We start from the raw sequence: 21,030 nt of genomic DNA, 5'->3' as shown, positions 1-21,030 counted from the left end.
ATAGCCTCTTTTAATTATAATTTATTTAAAAAATTATAATGTAAATAAATAACAAAGAATGAATTGTAAATAAAAAAAGTAAATTTATTGAAATGGGAGCGATGAAAATGGCTAAGAAAATTAAACAAATTGCAATATATGGTAAGGGCGGTATAGGCAAGTCAACTACAACTTCAAATATTAGTGCAGCATTATCAAAACAAGGTTATAAGGTTTTACAATTTGGTTGTGACCCTAAAAGTGATTCTACAAATACATTAAGGGGTGGGGATTATATTCCTACAGTACTCGATACCCTAAGAGAGAAAAATTCAGTGAAGGCGCAAGATGTATTATTTAGAGGCTTTAATGGAATTTATTGCGTAGAGGCAGGTGGACCAGCTCCAGGAGTTGGTTGTGCAGGACGTGGAATAATAACTGCAGTTCAATTATTTAAACAGCAAAGGGTATTTGAAGAACTTGATTTAGACTATGTTATATATGACGTTTTGGGGGATGTTGTTTGCGGAGGGTTTGCAGTTCCAATAAGAGAAGGAATAGCAGAACATGTATTTACAGTGTCATCATCAGATTTCATGTCAGTATATGCATCAAACAATCTATTTAAGGGGATTCAAAAATATTCCAAGTCAGGCGGAGCATTGCTTGGAGGTATAATAGCTAATTCAATTAATTCTCCTTATGCTAAGGACATAGTTGACGATTTTGCAAGAGTAACTAATACAAAAATAATGGAATATGTACCTAGATCTATTACAGTAACTCAAAGTGAACTTCATGGTAAAACTACAATTGAGAATGCTCCAAACTCAGAACAAGCTAAAATTTATAATAGGCTTGCAACGAAAATTAATGAGCATGTAGAGTCAAGAACTCCATCTCCACTTGGTGTGCAGGAACTAAGAGACTGGGCATCACAATGGGCAGATAAACTGCTCGATCTAGAAAAAGGTGCATTACTAACTCAAACAGTTGGAAACTTATAGAATTGACTTAGTGAGAAAAATATACGGATTGAAATTTATTATGTGAGGAGAAATTAAAATGAGCAATATTATTAATGATTCGGAATGGTACATTGAAAGGTCACAATTAGGGATATTAGCTACTACAGGAAAGGACAATATTCCACAAGTAAGAGTAATAAGAGGATTTGCTAACGATGGTGTTAATCTTTATTTTACAACTAATAAAGATACAGAGAAGGTTAGAAACATCAATGAAAATCCTAATGTTACACTATTTTTCCAAAATGAGGGTCAAGATTTTGGATCATTCACAAATCTTTCTATAACTGGTATTGCAAAAGTGATCGACAACAGAGAAGAGCTTAATAAAGCAGTTGATGCAATAAGTGTGCGTTACCCTGGTCTTAAGAAAGTTGCAGATGATAATGAACTCGATATTTCGGGGACATTAATTTATAAGATTGATGCAAAATCTGTAAAGTTTTTAGATTGTGAAAAGAGTGAAATAGCAGAGGTTGTAAACCTATAACAATCATGTATAGATATACTTAAAAGGTAGTAGTTCATTATTAGATAAAACAGTAATAGGTGATCACAAAAAATAAGTCTGACTTGAGTATATCTCATCATCAGGCATAGTAATTGTATATCTAATTGTTAGATGTATCTTATTAATTGGTACCAGTAAATTGTGCATCTAATTATAAGTTTAGATAAATAGTAGAATTTTTATTCACAATTTGACCAGATACAATGGAGATCAAAACAATTTTAAAATAAATTGTACATGGTCTTTATTTTTATAGTTTTAAATACTAAAGGGAGGAACAATATGTCGATTAAGATAGCTGTAGGCAGTAGCGATGGATTTGTTATAGATCAACATTTTGGTAGTGGTAAATTATTTTATATATTTGAGATTCTAGATGAGGGTAATTATAAATTGATTGAGAAAAGAGAAGTTCAAACTGAAGTTGTGAGACTTGTAGTAAAATCATGTAGTGATAACGAAAACACAGGATGCAATAGTAGGTCAAATTCAGGGTGTGTCTCAGGATGTGGTTCTGGTGGGCATGACGAACCTGGCTTGTTTGAAAAAATAAATTTGATTGCAGATTGCCATTCTGTTTTAGTAAATCAAGTTGGCAAAGGGGCTGAAAAACTATTGCTTAAAAATGGCATAAGTGTTTTTGAAGCTAAAGGTTCTATTGAAAAAGCAGTTTCAAAATTATATATTTATTATAAACGTACAAAGGAATTATTATAATTATATGAGAAAAAATGTAGTAACGATAAAAATATAGAGTGTAATTTTAAAAACCTAAAAGAAGTTATAATAAATCAGGAATTATTAATAATTAGTAAGAGGAAGGTAGATATTGTATGAGCAATGATTATACAGGAATCAGGGAAAGTAGGCCATTCACATATAATGATTGTGGTGGCAATAGTAAAGAACTTGCAGAAAAATTCAGAAAAAAATGTTTTAAGATGGCAGATAGAAGCTTTAGTCAAGGATTACAATGTCAGCAGATTAATAGTATGGCGGCTTTAATGTCAATGGAAGATTCTGTGTTTGTAGTTCATTCACCTCAAGGTTGTGCTGGATGTGCATCAATGGCAAATGATCTATATCAGGTAGGTCAGGCACATAGGGGGGTGAAATCAATAAAAAATGTTAAGATGATAGTTACAAATTTAGATGAGATAGATATTGTTCAGGGCGGAGAAAAAAAGCTTAGGGAGGCTATAATTTTAGCATACGAGCGTTATAGTCCAAAACTGATTTTTATTTTTGCATCTTGTGCATCTGGAATTATTGGTGATGATATCGATGGGGTTTCATCTGAACTACAAAAGGAATTAAACACAATTTTAGTGCCCATTCATTGTGAAGGATTTAAAACCAAAGTTTGTGCTTCTGGATTTGATACTGCATTTATATCTATAGCAAAATATATATTTGACGGTAAAAAAGTTCCAAAAGAAAAGGGCTTAATTAATTTATTTGCACCAACAACTGTAAGTTACAAGGATCAGATTGAAATTGAACGTATGCTTTCTATATTGGATCTTCACGCTAATTATATTCCATTTTATAGTTCACTTGAAAAAATAAAAAAAATACCAGCAGCGGAGGGTTCAACAGCTATTTGCAAAGTATTTGCAGATGAATTTATGAAGACATTAGAAAAAGATTTTGATATTCCTTTTTCACATACGGTAATGCCTATAGGTGTTCGTAATACAGATATATGGCTTAGGGGAGTTGCAGCACTTGTTGGCAAAGAAAAGGAAGCGGAATTGCATATTGAAAGAGAGCATAAACGTGTATTACCATTAATCAAAAATATAAGGAATCGCCTTTGTGGGAAAAGGGTGTTTATATGTGGTGGGAGTGGACGATCGTTTGCAGCAGCGGCTCTGATTGATGATTTTGGAATGAAGCTAGTTGGTCTTGAAACACCTACTTATGATGATGATGCTCAAATGGATATAGAGTATCTAAACAGTATCCATGGTGATTATGTAATAGATATTGCTAATATGCAGCCTTTCGAGCAGATAAACCTTGTTAAAAAACTAAAACCAGATGTATTTATTGGTGTGCCTGTCTGGGCAGCGAGGCTTGGAATACCTACAACTCACGTTTTAGATATGAAAAGACCCACGATGGGATACGATGGGATACTGTATCTGGGAAATAAAATCGCAAATCAGATAGAAAATCCAGGGTTTAATAAAAAACTTGCTAGACATGCACGATTACCTTACAAAGAGTCATGGTATGAGAAGGATGCTTTTAAATTTATCAAACAGATTGAGTAGAGTTTAAAAATTAATTATAATTATTTTAGCAAAGTAGAAAGGGAGTTTTTTTATGTCAATAATTACTGAAAGTCCTCGTGGAAATTGTGCTTTAGGAGGTGTTAATGCAGTTTTATCAGCAATAAATCATGTTGTTCCCATATATCATGCTGGACCAGGGTGTTGCATGCAGACAACAGCAGGTGAGGCAGGTCAGGCAGGGGGGCGTTCACCATTTTATGTTTCTGGCGTATCAACGCCTTGTACAAATATGCTTGAAAGGGACGTGATTTTTGGAGGTGAGGATCACTTGAGGGAAACCATAGAGGGTGCAATTGAAATATTTGAAGCAGATGCTTTTTTTGTTCTATCTGGTTGTACCTCAGGTATAATAGGTGACGATATAAAGAGTGTCACGGGGGAATTTTTTAAAAAAGGTATTCCTGTATATCCAATCGAAACACCAGGTTTCCTTGGAGAAAGCTACAGAGGGTATGAAATTGCATTTGATGCACTTTTAGAACATATTGTAAAACCTGCCAAGCGTCAGGAAAAGCTTGTTAATCTATTTGGAATTATGCCATATCATGATCCGTTTTGGGAGGGGAATTTCGAAGAACTTACAAGAATTCTTGAAAAGCTAGGATTGGAGGTTAATACATTTTTTACTCGTCATCAAGGTATTGATGATATTCGAAATTCTTCAGCAGCAGCCCTTAACATCATCATTTCACCCTGGCTTTTAAAAAGTGCTGCAAAACAATATAAACAGAAATTTAATGTACCGTATTTAAGATGGTCAGGATTACCAATAGGTGCAAGTGATTCCTCAGCATTTATTCGTGCTGTGTCTAAAGAACTAGGTATTGAAAAGCGTGGTGAGCAGGTAATAGCGCAGGAAGAAGATTATATTTACAGTTATCTTGAAACAGCTATTGGGGCAATGAGTTGGAAACAATTTGCTGTGGTTGGAGATGCAAATACTGTAGTGGGAATTACTAGGTACCTTGCCAATGACTATAGTTTCACTCCAATTGTTGCTATAATTACAGATCCTATATTTCGTCCGGAAGACTTTGAACGTATACAAGATCAGCTTACAAGGCTAGAGTATGCACGGGCACCCAAGATAATTTTTGAAACAGATCAGTGGAAAATTAAAAAAGAATTAGAAAAACATGAAGAGATAACTTTAATAGTAGGAAGTACTAAGGAAAGAGAATTTGCATTGGAAAGGGATATTCAATGTAGCGTTATTTCATATCCAATTACCGACCGGCTTATTTTTAATAGAACATATGCAGGATACAAAGGAAGTCTTACATTAATAGAGGATTTATATGACAACTTATAACGGGTAGATAAAAAATAACTGAGGCTTTAAGTTATCATTTATGACAATTGTATAATTTCTTTATGGGACAGAAAATATTAAATATTGGAGGTATATCTTATATTAACAAGAATTATTGATGGAACTTAATAGGAAAATCATCCGGTTATAGATATACTATAACCGGATTTTAGTATGTTTATATTTAAGAAATTTATTATTTACATTCAAGGCTATTTCTATAAAAGACATATATATTTTATAGAAATATTGACATACTATGGAATATAATATAAAATTCAACTAAACATATATGAAAACTAATATATAAATTAAACCGTGGGGGGTTATATAAATGATAAGGAGTCGGGAAAATAAAGAAGTTGAGGAAACATTGTTTAATATTTCTGAAGGGGACCTTACAAAGTCGTATGATGAAAAAAGTATTCGTAAAAGTAATTTGAAAAAAAATTTGAATAATGTAGTTTTTAAATTCAGAGGATTAATATCTCAAATAATAACACTTACGGATAAAACAATTAATTCTACAGAGGAATTAAAAAACGATGCAGATGAAATTAAAACCTCAAGTAAAGAAAATTCTTCAATGATAAATAATATATCTAAAGATATGGAAAAGCAAATGTCACTAATTGAGGAGGCTAAAAATTATTCTAATGAGGTAAGCAATATGGCTATTTTAATCGAGGGAAAGGCAGAAAATATAAAAAAAATGGAAGGGGAGAATCTAAAAACTTTGGGGGATAGTTATGATAATCTTGAAGTTCTAATTAATAAAATCGAACAAACGGCTAGTTCGAATATAACTACAAATGAAAAGGTCAAAAGTTTAGAGGAAAAGAGTTACCTTATTCAAAGTATAGCGGATGAAGTAAGTAAAATAAGTGGAAACACTAATTTATTAGCTTTAAATGCATCTATCGAAGCGGCAAGAGCTGGAGAATATGGTAAAGGGTTTGCTGTGGTAGCAGATGAAATAAGAAAACTAGCAGAAAATTCAACTCTGCAAGCAAAACAAATTGCAGACATAATTAATGATGTAAAAGCTGACATTAGGGACATTTCCTCAAGAATGGAATCTGATGTAAAAGAAATAAAAGGATATATTGAGGTTTCAAAGCTTACTCAATCAAACCTCAATGATTTGAAACTACAGACTAATAATTCCTATGAAGCATTTGTAGGAATAGGTGAAAACATTGTGGAACAAGTTAATAAAATAGAGAAAATAGATGAGGCAGTTAAAGAAGTATTTTCAACATTTGAAAGCTTATTTTCAGCTACTTCCGAAATCTCTGCAGCTTCAGAGGAACAGTACAAAATTACTGAAAACACATTCGACAGAATAAATGAGTTACAAAAGATGAATCACGACATAAAACAATACACAGATTCTTTTGCCAAAAATTATAAAATAGACAATGAGAAAAAATTGTATATAGATAATGGGATTGCAAGTTTGAAGGAAATAGCTAAGTTGTCAGCTTTGGGAACTATGGAATATTCAAAGGCAACTCCTGTATTACTAGAACAACTTAAAAAACATCCATATTTTGAATTACTTGGCCTTGTACAGAAAGATGGTCTTAGAAAAGCAATTACTTTAGATTATAAAGAAGAACAGGTATATGCAAATTTTGCTCATAGACCTTATTTTAAACAATCTATTGTTGGTAAGGACTTTATATCAGAACCATACATATCTATTGATACCAATAATTATTGCATTGCAATCTCTGTACCAGTTAAGAACGATAAAGGTGAAATTTTAGGAATAATAATAGCAGATCTTAAATTATAAATGATATTGACATAGTTAGAGAAAAATATATAATAAATTTTGGAAAAAGAAATGCTTGACTTTATTTTAAATTAGTATTATTATAATGGCAATAGAATATAAACATATATGAATACTAGGTATTGTTTTAAAGTGCTTTTTACTTCATAACAAATTAAACTTAAAACTAAATATAAACTTCTTATCCAGAGTGGCGTAGGGACTGGCCCGATGATGCCCGACAACCAGCATTTTTATTTAAATGTATTGGTGTTAATTCCTGTAGGTTTATACCTAGAGATGAGAAGCTAAATTGGATGTGATCCTTCTTTAGCTTTTTAAAGAAGGATTTTTGTTATATTGAAATCAATTAAGTAGGGAAAATGATCGAGGTTTCTATACTATTATTCTATGGTCGTATAAATAATAAAATATTTTAAAGTAAATAATCTGACTGGTAAACCAGAGGGTATATTTCTATGAATAGAAGTATGCCCTTTTTATTTCACCTAAATTTAATGTCAAAAAATATGGAGGTTCGATAATGGGGAAAATTAATCTTGAAGATCCAGCAGTAACTATACGTGAAGCCCGTCTTGGATCTATAACGGGATTTAATGGTACTGCGGGAGAACTTGTAAAATGCGCACATGCAGGAAAACTTCATGACTGTTCAAGAAGTTTTAGCCAGTGCCTAGACTGTACTTCGGGTAAGGCATTTTGTCAGCTTTCTATGATAAAGGATGCTGCAATTGTAAATCATGCACCAATAGGTTGTGCAGGAGACTTCTTTGGATATAATTTTGTGTACAGGGTAGGACAGATGCAAAGAGGACTCCCGTCTACAATCGGAAGATATTTCAATACAAATCTTGAAGAAAGGGATACTGTATTTGGGGCAGTAGGAAAACTTAAAAGCACAGTTCATAAGGTATACGATAGAGTACATCCGAAGGCAATATTTATTACAACTTCTTGTGCATCTGGAATAATAGGTGACGATGTTGAGGGCGCAGCAAATGAACTTACTGAGGAACTTGGTATACCAGTTGTTACATGTTTTTGTGAAGGATTTAAGTCTAAAATTTGGACAACAGGTTTTGATGCAGCATACCATTCAATTGTTAGAAAAATAGTAAAACCACCAAGAAAGAAAACAAATAAAGTAAATATAATAAATTTTTGGGGAGAACATATTTTTGATGAGATGCTGGAGAAACTTGGATATAAAGCAGAATATATTGTTCCTTTTACAACGATATCTCAGTTAAAGTATATTTCAGAAGCATCAGCGACTATTGAGATTTGCCCAACACTTGGAACATATTTAGGAGCAGCACTTGAACAAGTATATGGAGTGCCAGAAATGAAATCTCCACCTGGTTATGGAATAGCTGGAACTGATACATGGATGAGAGAACTTGGCACAGTACTTAATAGAAAAGACGAAATAGAAGAAATTATAAAAGAGGAACACAAAAGAATTATTCCGATAATAGAAGAATACCGTTCAATATTTAAGGGGAAAACAGCATATCTTACAGCTGGAGCCGCTCATGGTCATGCTATCATCGCACTACTTCGTGAATTAGGATTTGAGGTTCAAGGTGCAGCTATTTTCCATCACGACCCAGTATATGACAATGGAGAAAGTACATCTGATGCGTTAGCTCAAGATGTTAAAAATTATGGTGATGTTAAGAATTATAATGTTTGTAACAAGCAAGCATATGAGCTTGTAAATATTTTAAATAGATTAAAGCCTGATATTATGATAGCAAGGCATGGAGGAATGACACTTTGGGGGGCAAAACTCGGAGTTCCTACTTTATTAATCGGCGATGAACAGTTCGGTTTTGGGTATCAGGGAGTACTCAACTATGCTGAGAGAATAGTTGAGACTCTTGATAATAAAGAATTTGTAACTAATTTAGCAAAACATAGTACTATGCCATATACAAAATGGTGGCTTGAGCAAGATCCATTTACTTTTCTAGGAGGTAATACTAATGTCGAACTTTATTGAACAACCAAGGTATTCTTGTGCATTAGGAGCGCAACAGACTGTAGTTGCTATTAAAAAAGCTGTCCCAATTTTGCATTCAGGGCCAGGGTGTAGTGGGAAAATTAGTAGCCTTATAGGTCAGGGGGAAGGATATGCAGGCGGAAATACAATACCATGTACTAATGCCGGTGAGACTGAAGTCATTTTTGGTGGAGAAGATAAGCTTAGAAGTGTAATTGAAGGGGCATTTAAGGTAATAGATGCAGAACTTTATGTTGTTCTTACTGGATGCACTTCTGATATTGTTGGTGACGATATAGAAAGTGTAACTACTGAATATCAAAAACAAGGAAAAATCATTGTATACGCTGAGACAGGTGGTTTTAAAAGTAATAATTATGTCAGTCACGATATTGTTGTAAATGCCATAATTGATCAATATGTTGATAAATATAAAACAAAAGTTAAAATTGAAAAAGGCTTAGTAAATGTATTTGTTACAATTCCTTATCAAGATCCCTATTGGAACGGTAACCTTGAAGAAATAAAAAGAGTTCTTGAAGGAATAGGACTTAAGGTAAACATTCTTTTTGGGCATGAATCTGGTGGAATAGAAGAATGGAAAACCATACCTAATGCTCAATTTAATATTGTTGTAAGTACTTGGGTGGGATTAAATACTGCAAAGCATCTTGAAGAAAAATATGGTACTCCATATGTACATTTCCCTTACCTTCCTATTGGGGGCGGAGAAACTTCTAAATTCTTACACCAGGTAAGCGAATTTGCAAAGCTTGATAAAATAATTGCTGAAGCATTTATAAAGAAGGAGGAAGAAAAATTTTATTCATACATTGAAAGGACAGCTGATTTTATGCTTGAATTTAGGTATGGTCTCCCACGAAGGTTCTATACTATTCTCGATGCATCTTATTCAATTGGATTTTCAAAGTTTCTTCTTAATGAGCTAGGTATAATACCTGCAAAGCAATTTATAATTGATGATACTCCCGAGGAATATAGGGAAGCTATAATAGAACAGTTTAATAAAATATCTGAATTTAGATCTTCAAAGGTTGAATTTCAAGTTGATGGAGGTGAGGTGCAAGAGGAAATAAGGAAAGATAATAATAAAAATCGAGCACTCATACTAGGGAGTGGTTGGGACCGGGATCTTGCAACAGATATAGGCGCGGACCTTCTTATTGTTAGTGTTCCGGTAGCATATAGGCTTACACTAAACTGTGGATATGCAGGTTATAATGGTGGACTTAGAGCTATTGAGGACATATATGACGGAGTATTAAATACTTATAGATAAAATAAATACGTAATGATAAAATAAATGCTTGACATTCTTCTATAATAACATTATTATAATAATAACAGAAATTCACAAATAAACATATATGATTACTAGGTATTAAAGTTTGAATTTACTTATAGTAAATTTAAAGCAAATGATACTGTAAATTGCGGTTTTGTATTTTCTGAAATTTAAAACTAAATAAAACTTCTTATCAAGAGTGGTGGAGGGACTGGCCCTATGAAACCCGGCAACCTGAATTTAAATTAAAGGTGCTAATTCCAGTAGGTTTAAACCTTGAAGATGGGAAGCTAATAGATTGGGAAAGAGTCCTTCTATAGCTAGCCTATAGGAGGATTTTATTCGTTTAAGAGGGGGTAAGACGAAAAACATGATTAAGATTAATAACCTGAGTAAAACGTTCAATACACCTTATGGAAATATCGAGGTTCTTAAAAATATAGATCTTGAAATAGAGAAGGGGGATATATTTGGGATAATAGGATTTAGTGGGGCTGGAAAATCCACTTTGGTAAGATGCATAAACCGTCTTGAGGAACCTGATTCAGGAAAAATATTTATAGGAGACACTGAAATTACATCGCTTGGCAAAAATGAACTAAGGGTGGCAAGAAAAAAGATTGGGATGATATTTCAACAATTTAATTTACTTGATTCAAGAACTGTGTTCGAAAATATTTCATTTTCCTTAGAAGTAGCAGGATGGAAGAAAGGAGAAATTAAAAAAAGAGTCGATGAAATACTTGAACTTGTTGAATTAAATGATAAAAAAAATGCATATCCACTACAACTTAGTGGTGGTCAAAAACAAAGGGTGGGAATTGCAAGAGCATTAGCAAATAATCCAGATGTGATTTTAAGTGATGAAGCTACTTCAGCACTCGACCCACAGACCACTTTTTCTATTTTAGAACTTTTAAAGAAGATTAATAAAAAATTGAATTTGACTATTGTACTTATTACACATGAGTTAGATGTTCTTAGATATAGTACAAACAATATGGCTGTACTTGAACATGGGAAAATTGTTGAAAGAGGTGCCACTGAAAGTTTATTTCTTAATCCGAAAAGTGATACTGCTAAAAAATTCATAAGTATAACTAATAGTTTACAAAAGGGAAAGGAATTGTCTGGAGGTGACATTATATGAGTAATGATTTAGTCGATATGCTTTCAACAGCAACACTTGAGACACTTTATATGGTTGTACTTGTTACTTTAATAGGATTACTTATTGGATTTCCATTGGGAGTTATATTAGCGGTTAGTGATAAAGGAAATATTGTATCACTTCCAAAAACAAATAAGTTTCTTGGAACAATAATTAACGTTATTAGGTCTTTACCAGAAATCATACTAATTATTATTTTATTACCTTTAGCTAGATTAGTAATTGGAACTACACTTGGCACTAATGCAGCAATAGTACCATTATCTATTGGTTCAGCACCATTCCTAGCAAGAATAATCGAAAATTCTTTAAAAGAAGTGGCACATGGGAAGATAGAAGCAGCGCAAGCGGTTGGGGCTAGTCCATTTCAGATTATAGTTAAAGTTCTAATACCAGAAGCACTTCCGTCTTTAGTAAGGGGTATAACCATAGGAATCATATCAATTGTAGGTTTCACTGCAATCGCTGGAGCAATAGGTGCAGGTGGGCTTGGAAGTACTGCAATTAGATTTGGATATCAGAGATTTCAAACAGATGTATTAATTGCTACAGTAATAGTTTTAGTAATAATAGTTCAATTAATTCAGTTTATAGGAGATCATATTGCAAAATTAATTAATAAAAAAAGATATAAATTCGAATAATTAGGGGGGCATTTAAAATGAATAAGAAAATATTAGCACTAGTTTTAGGGACAGTATTAATCGTAGGGGTATTAGCAGGTTGTGGTTCAAAGCAGGCGGCTACAAAAGCAAAAGAGACAACAACTGTTGCAGCTAAAGAGGTAACGTTAACGGTTGGGGCGGCATTAGTTCCACATGCAGAAATATTAAATTTTGCAAAACCTTTGCTTAAAGCTCAAGGGATTAACCTTGTAGTAAAAACTTTAGATGATGAAGCACAATTAAATCCAGCATTAGATGAAAAGCAGATAGATGCTAATTATTTTCAACATGTGCCTTATCTTGATTCAGTAGTGAAAGAAAAAGGTTATAAATTTGCAAATGTAGGAAAGATTCATGTAGAGCCAATAGGATTTTATTCACAAAAAATTAAAACAATAGGAGAATTAAAAGTTGGTGCTACAATTGGTATTCCAAATAATCCTTCTAATGAGTATAGAGCACTTGCACTTTTACAATTAAAGGGCCTTATAAAGCTCAAAACAGGAATTGCGAACTATAGTGCAACACCAAAAGATATAGTTGAAAATCCTAAGAAATTAAAATTTCAAGAGGTTGATGTAGCTCAATTGCCAAGAGTGCTACCTGATATAGATGGGGCAATAATCAATACTAATATCATATTAGATGCCAAAATAGATCCAAAATCAGCAATATTTAGAGAAGATGAAAATTCACCTTATGCTAATATAATCGTCGTAAGACAAGGTGATGAGTCTAGACCAGAAATTAAAACGTTCGTAAAAGTATTACAGTCGGCAGAGGTTAAAAAATTCATTAAAGATAAATATGGAGTTGCAGTTGTTCCAGCTTTTTAGTAAATGATTATTAAATTTAGTATTACAATAAGTTCATTTTAATGACATTATGTAGTTATCATTTGCATTCTAAATATATCCTGGAGGTTTATTAATATGAAAAAGAAAACATTAGCAATCTTACTTGCATTATTTACAATCGGGACTGTTACTTTAACAGGCTGCGCGCAGAAGACTACTAAAGAAAGTGCTACTATGCAATCAAGTTCAACTCAAAATAGCAATACAGCTACAAAAGCCGCTGTAACCTCTGCGATCCCAAGCAAGATAGCAGGTAAACAACTTAAAATAATGGTTGTTAGAAAAATTGGTGGTGATGATCATACTGCTCAATTCTTAGCAGGAACAAAACAGGAAGGTGAGTCTTATGGTATAACTGTTGATACTTTTACCGCCAATGGAGATAGTGCAAAATTTCATGATGCAATAAACCAGGCATTAGAAAAGAACTATGATGGGTTTATCATATCTCATGGAGATGACGTCGCAACAGTAGACGATGTAAAAAAGATTACTGCAAAGGGTATACCGGTTGTAACATTTGACTCTAATGCAGACATATCTAAAATTAGCGGAGTAACACTTACCTCACAAGATGATGAAGCATTGGCACTTCTTTCTTTAAAGAAGCTTATTCAAGACAAAGATGGCAAGGCTAATATTATATACTTATGGGTTGATGGATTTCCTCCAATGGTTAACAGAAATAGAGAATATAAAGCTATGTTAGAAAAATATCCTGGTCTTAAGGAAGTTGAAAGATTTGGAGTTGCGTCGTCTGACACATCTGTTCAAACTCAAAATGCAGTAGCGGCTATGCTTGCAAAGCATCCAAAAGGTACAATAGATGCGATATTTGCGTCGTGGGATGCTTTTGCAATTGGTGCTCAACGCGCAGTTAAGGAGGCTGGCCGCAGCGAAATTAAGATATATGGCATAGATGTATCAAATGCTGATCTACAGGCTATTCAACAAAAGGGTAGTTCGTGGGTTAGTACATCAGCGGTTGATCCAAAGCTTATAGGAGCTGTTGATCTTAGAATTTTACTTAAAAAAATTGCTGGTGAGGATACGCCTAAATATTATGATTTAGAAGCAGCTCTAATAACACAAGAAAAACTTAATAATGCAGGAACTACTGTTAATATGCAGAATTTGTCTAAAATTATTCCTGGCTGGGGCACAACTACAGCATTTCAAGAACCTTGGATGAATACATTAAAACAAAATAAATTTAAAAAATAAATAACAACCAGTGAAGTTTAAGATGAGTTTATTACTTCAATGGTTGTACTTATTAGGGAAGGTATATTATGAATAGTTTAAATGCATTGTTTTTAGATATGAGAAATATTTCTATTGAGTTTCCAGGTGTAAAAGCTCTTGATAATGTAAACTTTACTGCAGAGACAGGAAAAGTTCAAGCGATAGTCGGAGCTAATGGAGCGGGTAAATCCACGCTAATGAATGTATTGTCTGGGGCATATAATCATTTTACTGGTGATATTTTTATTGATGGAAGCAAATCAATTATAAAGATCCCAGCGGATGCAAAAAAACTTGGAATTCAGGTTGTTTATCAGGAAGTAGATATAGCTTTGATTTCATATTTAACTGTAGGTGAAAATATACTCTTGGACGATATTGTTAATAATATGAAAAATAAACTGTTTTTGAATTGGAAAGATATTCATAAGCAGGCAGCAGAGACTCTAAAAAAATTAAATGTAAATATATCTACAAAAAAATATATATATGAATTAACACTTGCACAAAAGCAAATGGTTCTTATTGCCCGTGCTATATGCAGAAAATGTAAACTTTTGATTTTAGATGAACCTACAGCGCCACTGAGTCATTTTGAAACTGGAGAATTATTTCGTGTGGTAAATGAGTTAAAAAAAGATAATGTAGGCATTATTTTTATATCACATCGATTACCAGAATTATTTAAGATATGTGATGAAGTAACAGTTATGAGAAATGGGAAAATCGTTGTAAAAAGAAATATAGTTGAAACAACTCAAAATCAAATTGTTGAGGATATGCTTGGAAGGAAACTTGGAGAGATTTTTCCAAAGCGTAATAGAACAAAAGGAGAGAAAATTTTAGAAGTAATAAATTTAAAAGACAAAAATAAACTTAATGATATTAATTTGCAGTTACATCGGGGAGAGATTATTGGCGTTGCTGGTTTGGTTGGAGCAGGTAAAACAGAGCTTTGTAAGGCTTTATTTGGAGACGCTAAGTTAACATATGGTAAATTTATATTAGAAGGAAAGGAAGTTATATTAAAAAGTCCTTACGATGCAGTACGGAGTGGATTGGCTCTTATTCCAGAAGAGAGGCGTAAGGAAGGGATTTTAGCTAATGAATCCATTATAACAAATATTTCGGCTACAAATATTGAAAGCTTTAGCAATCTTTTCGGATTTTTAGAATTTGAAGGAGAAAGAAAAGTTGCAAAAAAAATTATAAAGACTCTAGGTATAAAAACTCCGGATGAAAACCGTGTAGTAGGATTACTTTCTGGAGGAAATCAACAAAAGGTTGTTATAGGTAAATGGCTAGATACAGATGCCAAAATATTTATATTTGATGAACCCACAAAGGGTGTTGATGTGGGGGCAAAGAGAGAGATATTTAACTTAATAAATAAGTTAGCTATGGATGGTAAAGGAGTTATTTATGCATCCAGTGAACTTTCAGAAATTATGGGTATAACAGATAGAGTTTATGTTATATACGATGGCAAGATAGAAAAAGAGCTTGATACCAACAATACAAGCGAAGAGGAATTATTGTTTTATTCCACAGGGGGCAAGTAGCATGAGTTTGGATAGTAAAGTAAAAAAGAAATTCGAATTTTTTGATTTTTTATACAAGTATGGAACATTAGTAATTATATTTTTACTAATATTAATATTCGGAGTCGCACAGAAAAACTTTTTGCAGCCATCCAATATAGTTAATATTCTACGTTCTATTTCAATAGTAGCAATAATAGCTATTGGTATTACTATTTCTCTTACAGTAGGTGGTTTCGATCTGTCAGTAGGTTCTATTGCTTCAGTGGCAAATGCGGTAGTTTTATCAATGTTTGTTTGGCACAATCAAGTAACATGGAAGTCAATTACAATTGCGCTAGCTGCAGGAGTTTTTATAGGGTTAATAAATTCAATATTAATAGTAAAGATGAAAATACCCGATATGTTGTTAACACTTGCGACTATGTTCATCTTTCAAGGAGTAGCATTAACTTATACAAGAGGAGCGACTATATCTCGGAACATGGTTATGCCAAACGGGACTTTTGCCAGTGGTAATATACCAGATTTTTTTGTAAAACTTGGCCAAGTACCATGGATAATAGTAATAATGCTTATTATAATTATTGTAGTTCACATATTTCTTACAAAAACCAAGCATGGAAGATATATGTATGTAATAGGTGGAAATATAGAAGCGGCTAGACTTTCGGGCATACCAGTAAATAAGTATAAAATGTATGCATATTTACTTTCTGCGTTATTTGCAGCAATAGGAGGCATAATTTTGGCCGCAAGAATACAGACAGCAGAAGTAAATGCAGGAGCGCCATATCTTATGGATGCTGTAGCTGCTGCCTATATAGGATTTTCAGTAGGTGGTGTTGGTAAACCAAATGCACTGGGTACTTTTGCAGGAGCTATATTAATTGGAATACTTCAAAACGGGCTTATTATGTTATCAGTTCCTTATTATATGATGGATATAGTAAAAGGACTTGTATTGACTTTTGCATTAACACTTACCTATTGGAGAAGAAAATAATTTAGGGGGGAGAATATGTCGATTTTTACAGAGGGCTATTTTACTATGAATGAGATACAGGCACTAGACTATGCAACCTCAGTATTGAATTACTTTGATTTAGATGCTGATCTTAGCTGCAAGGAAATTGGAGACGGAAATTTAAATTATGTTTTTAGAATTATTGATTCAAAGTCAGAGAAATCCATTATTATAAAACAGGCAGGGCCATTCGCTAGGATATCTGATGAATTTAATGTATCTCCGGACCGCAACAGAATAGAGAGCGATATATTAAAACTTCAGTATACATTAGCAGAAGGTTTTGTACCTAAAGTATACAATTATGATTCCATTATGAACTGCACTGCAATGGAAGATCTTTCAGATCATGTAATAATGCGACAAGCTCTTATAGATCATAAAAAATTCCCTTTATTTGCTGATCACATTACTACATTTATTGTTAATACATTGCTTTTAACTTCTGATGTAGTAATGAACCATAAGGATAAGAAAGAGCTAATTAAAAACTTTATTAATCCAGATTTATGTGAAATAACAGAGGACCTTGTATATACAGAGCCTTTTTATGATTGTACAAGAAATGATGTTATAGATACAACAAGAGAGTTCGCGCAGAAAGAGCTTTGGGGCGATGAAAAGCTACTTTTAGAAACTGCCAAGCTAAAATTTGAATTTATGACTAATGCTCAATCACTTATTCACGGTGATCTCCATACTGGTTCCATATTCGTTAAAGAAAATCCTACAAAGGTAATTGATCCTGAATTCGCATTCTATGGACCAGCGGGGTATGATCTTGGTAATCTTATTGGAAACTTAATCTTTGCATATGAAAATGCAGAGGCTACCATAGACGATCTTTATGAAAAGAAAGAATATAAGGAGTGGCTTGAGGAAACTATTGTGCAAGTAGTGGATTTATTTATATTTAAGTTTAATGCTCTTTGGATAGAAAGGGTTACTGAAGAAACTGCAAACTATAAGGGATTTAAGGAATATTACATTGGTAATATTTTAAAAGATACTGCCGCAATTACAGGATGTGAGTTATGCAGAAGAATAATAGGCCTTGCCCACGTTAAAGATATAACATCAATAAATAATATTGAAAAGAGAGCAAGGGCAGAAAAAATTTGTCTTTCGTCAGGTAAAAAATTCATTATGAGCAGGGAAATTTTTAAAACCGGTGCAGATTTTATAAAGATAGTAAAAGAATTTGAGAATAATATAAACTAATAGAAGGTGTATTATGGATAAATATTATGATTTAGGTATTACATTCATTGAATCGGTAAAGCTTGACGATTGCAATAATACCTTAATAATTTTAGATCAAACATTGCTTCCAAATGAAAAAATATTTTTAGAAGTTAAAAAACTTGAAGATATATGGGAGGCAATACATTCTTTGAGGGTAAGAGGAGCGCCAGCTATAGGTATAACAGCAGCTTTTGGAATATACCTATGGACTAAAGCTTCTAGTGCTACTTCATTCGAAAATTTATTTGTAGATTTTAAAAAAGGCAAAGACTATCTTGCATCTGCAAGACCTACAGCTGTAAATTTATTTTGGGCATTAGATAGGATGGAAAATAGATTAAATGCTGAAAAACATAAAGAGATAGCACAAATAAAAGTCAATCTTAAGGATGAGGCTGAAAAAATTCATTTTGAGGATGCACATGTATGTGAAGCTATTGGTAATAATACATTATCATTACTTCAGCCAGGCTGGGGAATACTTACTCATTGTAATGCGGGGACAATAGCAACAGCTAGGCTAGGTACAGCTTTAGCACCAATTTATATTGGCAATGCTAGAGGGTACGATTTTAAGGTATTTGCAGATGAAACAAGACCATTACTTCAGGGAGCAAGGCTTACTGCATGGGAACTTAAAGAAGCAAGTGTTGATGTAACACTTATATGTGACAATATGGCTTCCATAGTTATGAAGCAGGGAAAGATTCAAGCTGTATTAGTAGGCTGTGATAGGATTGCTGCCAATGGGGATGTAGCAAATAAAATAGGAACGTCTGGTGTTGCCATATTAGCAAAGTATTATAATATACCTTTTTATGTATGTGCACCATTATCAACTATAGATCTAAAATGTAAAAATGGTGATGAAATTGATATAGAATTACGTAGTGGAGAAGAAATAACTTCTAAGTGGTATTCAAAACCTATGGCTCCAGAAGGAGTTAAAACCTATAATCCATGTTTTGATGTTACAGATAATAAAATAATAACTGCAATTATTACAGAAAAAGGTATAGTCTATCCCCCTTATGAGGAAAATCTTTCTAAAATATTTTAAGAATGAGGTGTAAATTATGACAAAATTAAAATTAACATGGCAACAGGAAATATATAATGCTGCAGCTGGAATAAGGCGTCGTGTTATGGAACATACAATAAAGAATAATGGAGGATATCTAAGCCAGGCATGTTCGTCAGCAGAGATATTCGCAACATTGTATTTAAACATATTAAACATAGAGAAGTTAAAAGGACCATTAGTACCTGGAGATTTTCCAGGTGTTCCTGGACCCAATAATGATAGCTACTTCACAGGTGCAGCATTTAATGGTAGTAAATCAAAAACATATGATAGATTTATTCTCTCACCTTCACAATACTCATTGGTGCTATATACAACGCTAATTCAGGTTGGCAGGATGGTCGAAAATGGGTTAGATGAATTTAACAAAGACGGTGGTGTAGTGGAAATGATTGGCGCTGAGCACTCGCCAGGACTGGAGATCATGACGGGATCATTAGGACAAGGAATAAGTCAGGCTGCAGGTATTGCATTAGCAAGAAAGCTAAAGAATGAGACTGGAAGAGTAGTCTTATTTTTATCTGATGGTGAGTGCCAGACAGGTCAGTTTTGGGAAGCTGTTCAGTCTATGTCATATCACAAGTTGGATAATATGCTGGCTTATGTAGATATAAATGGCTATCAATGTGATGGTAAGATGACGACAGTTATGAACATAGAGCCCTTTGATAAGAGATTGGAAGCTTTTGGAGCAAGAGTATTCAGAGTGGATGGGCACAATGTTGATGTTTTGGCTGCTCTTGGAAAGCTGAAACCTGATGGAAGGCCTACCTTTATACTTTGTGATACAGACCCCTGTAGAGATATTGATATTTTGAAGAAGCGAATTCCGAAACTTCATTACGTAAGATTTAACAGTGAAGAGGAACGAGAAACTTATAGAATAGAATATAAAAAAATTAATAAGAGTGCAAGGTAAGGAGGACATACATGAAAATTCAAACTAAAGTACATTCAAAGAATTTAGTTAAATGGGCTAAAGATAAACCGGAAGTATTAGTACTTTCAGCAGATTTAACAAGTTCAACAGAAATAGATTTATTTAGGGACACATATCCTGAGAGATTCTTTTCGATGGGGATAGCAGAACAAAATATGATGAGCTTTGCTGGAGGGTTAGCCCGTGAAGGCTTCAAGCCATTTGTGCACACTTTTGCGGTTTTCATATATAGAAGAGCCTATGATCAAATAGCTATGTCAATAGCTTATCCTAATTTGCCAGTTAAAATGTTTGGATTTTTACCAGGTATAATGACTCCCGGTGGGGCAACTCATCAAGCAATAGAAGATATATCTGTTATGAGATCTCTTCCTAATATGACTATCTTAGAATGCGGGGATGCAACGGATGTGGAATCAGTGCTAGATGTAGCAGATTCAATAAACGGTCCGGTATACATAAGAATATTAAGAGGAGAAATGCCAAGATTATTCCCCTCTACGCAGCCAATGCAGTTTGGTAAAGCAAGAGTAATTAGTGAAGGTACAGATATTGTACTATTAACAAGTGGTATATGTACTGAGGAGGCAATGCGTGCTTCAAAAGCATTAAAATCAAAGGGTGTTTCTATACATCATTTGCATATTTCTACATTAAAACCATTCAGCGATGAATCCGTTTTAGAAGCAATTTCAAAATCTAAATACGGTGTTATAACTATGGAGAATCATTCTATTACTGGAGGCCTTGGTACAATAATTTCAGAAAAGTTGGCTGAAGTTGGGTTAGGTAAAAAACTTACAAAAATAGGAATAAAAGATACTTTTGTTCATGGAGCTAGCAAACAATATTTAATGAAGGAATATGGTTTGGATGCGATGGCTCTTATAAGTGAAATTGAGAAAGTAATAGGAAAGAATTTGAACATAAAAGAAGAAGAGTTAACTGATGCCTATATTGTTGATGTTCATAGCAAGGCAAAAGCTGAAGCTCTTTAAATTAAATACAGGAGG

General features: G+C 33.4%; 18 protein-coding genes and 2 riboswitches. All 18 genes read left to right on the top strand.

Annotated elements, in window-relative coordinates; genetic code table 11:
* Nucleotides 1-107 precede the first annotated feature (107 nt).
* The 18 genes from nifH (at nucleotide 108) to LL038_RS07160 (ending at nucleotide 21,015) form a co-directional block, all read left to right on the top strand.
* Nucleotides 108-986, top strand: a complete 879-nt coding sequence (gene nifH, locus LL038_RS07245) for a nitrogenase iron protein (RefSeq protein ID WP_216121218.1) — start codon at nucleotides 108-110, stop codon at nucleotides 984-986.
* Nucleotides 987-1,044: 58 nt separating this feature from the next.
* Entirely contained in the window at nucleotides 1,045-1,497 is a 453-nt protein-coding gene (locus LL038_RS07240; RefSeq protein ID WP_216121220.1) for a pyridoxamine 5'-phosphate oxidase family protein, read from the top strand.
* Between the two features lie 303 nt (nucleotides 1,498-1,800).
* Entirely contained in the window at nucleotides 1,801-2,235 is a 435-nt protein-coding gene (locus LL038_RS07235) for a NifB/NifX family molybdenum-iron cluster-binding protein (protein WP_216121221.1), read from the top strand.
* A 116-nt stretch (nucleotides 2,236-2,351) separates the two neighbouring features.
* Complete coding sequence (locus LL038_RS07230; protein ID WP_216121223.1) at nucleotides 2,352-3,797, top strand: nitrogenase component 1; 1,446 nt, start codon at nucleotides 2,352-2,354, stop codon at nucleotides 3,795-3,797.
* A 52-nt stretch (nucleotides 3,798-3,849) separates the two neighbouring features.
* Nucleotides 3,850-5,130, top strand: a complete 1,281-nt coding sequence (locus LL038_RS07225) for a nitrogenase component 1 (RefSeq protein WP_216121224.1) — start codon at nucleotides 3,850-3,852, stop codon at nucleotides 5,128-5,130.
* Between the two features lie 334 nt (nucleotides 5,131-5,464).
* The gene (locus tag LL038_RS07220) at nucleotides 5,465-6,931 is read left to right on the top strand and encodes a methyl-accepting chemotaxis protein (protein ID WP_216121225.1); all 1,467 of its coding nucleotides are present in this window, start codon (nucleotides 5,465-5,467) and stop codon (nucleotides 6,929-6,931) included.
* Nucleotides 6,932-7,109: 178 nt separating this feature from the next.
* Nucleotides 7,110-7,217, top strand: a riboswitch (SAM riboswitch).
* Nucleotides 7,218-7,454: 237 nt separating this feature from the next.
* Nucleotides 7,455-8,936, top strand: a complete 1,482-nt coding sequence (locus LL038_RS07215) for a nitrogenase component 1 (protein WP_216121226.1) — start codon at nucleotides 7,455-7,457, stop codon at nucleotides 8,934-8,936.
* A complete protein-coding gene (locus LL038_RS07210) occupies nucleotides 8,920-10,236 on the top strand; it encodes a nitrogenase component 1 (RefSeq protein WP_216121228.1) in 1,317 nt (438 codons plus the stop codon). Before LL038_RS07215 ends, LL038_RS07210 begins: the two co-directional genes overlap by 17 nt.
* A gap of 193 nt (nucleotides 10,237-10,429) precedes the next feature.
* Nucleotides 10,430-10,531, top strand: a riboswitch (SAM riboswitch).
* A gap of 81 nt (nucleotides 10,532-10,612) precedes the next feature.
* Complete coding sequence (locus tag LL038_RS07205; protein ID WP_216121230.1) at nucleotides 10,613-11,392, top strand: methionine ABC transporter ATP-binding protein; 780 nt, start codon at nucleotides 10,613-10,615, stop codon at nucleotides 11,390-11,392.
* Nucleotides 11,389-12,057 carry a methionine ABC transporter permease gene (locus tag LL038_RS07200; protein ID WP_216121232.1) on the top strand — a complete coding sequence of 223 codons (669 nt, stop codon included), beginning with the start codon at nucleotides 11,389-11,391 and terminating at the stop codon, nucleotides 12,055-12,057. The genes LL038_RS07205 and LL038_RS07200 overlap by 4 nt, the downstream gene beginning before the upstream one ends.
* Nucleotides 12,058-12,074: 17 nt before the next feature.
* Complete coding sequence (locus LL038_RS07195) at nucleotides 12,075-12,914, top strand: MetQ/NlpA family ABC transporter substrate-binding protein (protein ID WP_216121234.1); 840 nt, start codon at nucleotides 12,075-12,077, stop codon at nucleotides 12,912-12,914.
* 96 nt (nucleotides 12,915-13,010) lie between these two features.
* Entirely contained in the window at nucleotides 13,011-14,159 is a 1,149-nt protein-coding gene (locus tag LL038_RS07190; RefSeq protein WP_216121237.1) for a sugar ABC transporter substrate-binding protein, read from the top strand.
* 68 nt (nucleotides 14,160-14,227) lie between these two features.
* Entirely contained in the window at nucleotides 14,228-15,742 is a 1,515-nt protein-coding gene (locus LL038_RS07185) for a sugar ABC transporter ATP-binding protein (RefSeq protein WP_216121239.1), read from the top strand.
* A 1-nt stretch (nucleotide 15,743) separates the two neighbouring features.
* Nucleotides 15,744-16,727: an ABC transporter permease gene (locus LL038_RS07180; RefSeq protein ID WP_216121241.1), complete on the top strand. Its 984-nt coding sequence runs from the start codon at nucleotides 15,744-15,746 to the stop codon at nucleotides 16,725-16,727.
* Between the two features lie 15 nt (nucleotides 16,728-16,742).
* Nucleotides 16,743-17,969 carry an S-methyl-5-thioribose kinase gene (mtnK, locus tag LL038_RS07175; protein WP_216121243.1) on the top strand — a complete coding sequence of 409 codons (1,227 nt, stop codon included), beginning with the start codon at nucleotides 16,743-16,745 and terminating at the stop codon, nucleotides 17,967-17,969.
* 13 nt (nucleotides 17,970-17,982) lie between these two features.
* On the top strand, nucleotides 17,983-19,053 hold the full coding sequence (gene mtnA / locus LL038_RS07170) for an S-methyl-5-thioribose-1-phosphate isomerase (protein WP_216121244.1): 1,071 nt from the start codon (nucleotides 17,983-17,985) through the stop codon (nucleotides 19,051-19,053).
* Between the two features lie 16 nt (nucleotides 19,054-19,069).
* Nucleotides 19,070-19,996, top strand: a complete 927-nt coding sequence (locus LL038_RS07165) for a transketolase (RefSeq protein ID WP_216121246.1) — start codon at nucleotides 19,070-19,072, stop codon at nucleotides 19,994-19,996.
* An 11-nt stretch (nucleotides 19,997-20,007) separates the two neighbouring features.
* Entirely contained in the window at nucleotides 20,008-21,015 is a 1,008-nt protein-coding gene (locus LL038_RS07160; protein ID WP_216121248.1) for a transketolase family protein, read from the top strand.
* The last annotated feature ends 15 nt before the right edge of the window (nucleotides 21,016-21,030 follow it).

The sequence above is a fragment of the Clostridium estertheticum genome (assembly GCF_026650985.1).
Classification (GTDB): domain Bacteria; phylum Bacillota; class Clostridia; order Clostridiales; family Clostridiaceae; genus Clostridium_AD; species Clostridium_AD estertheticum_C.
This window is presented reverse-complemented; position numbering and strand designations above follow the sequence as displayed.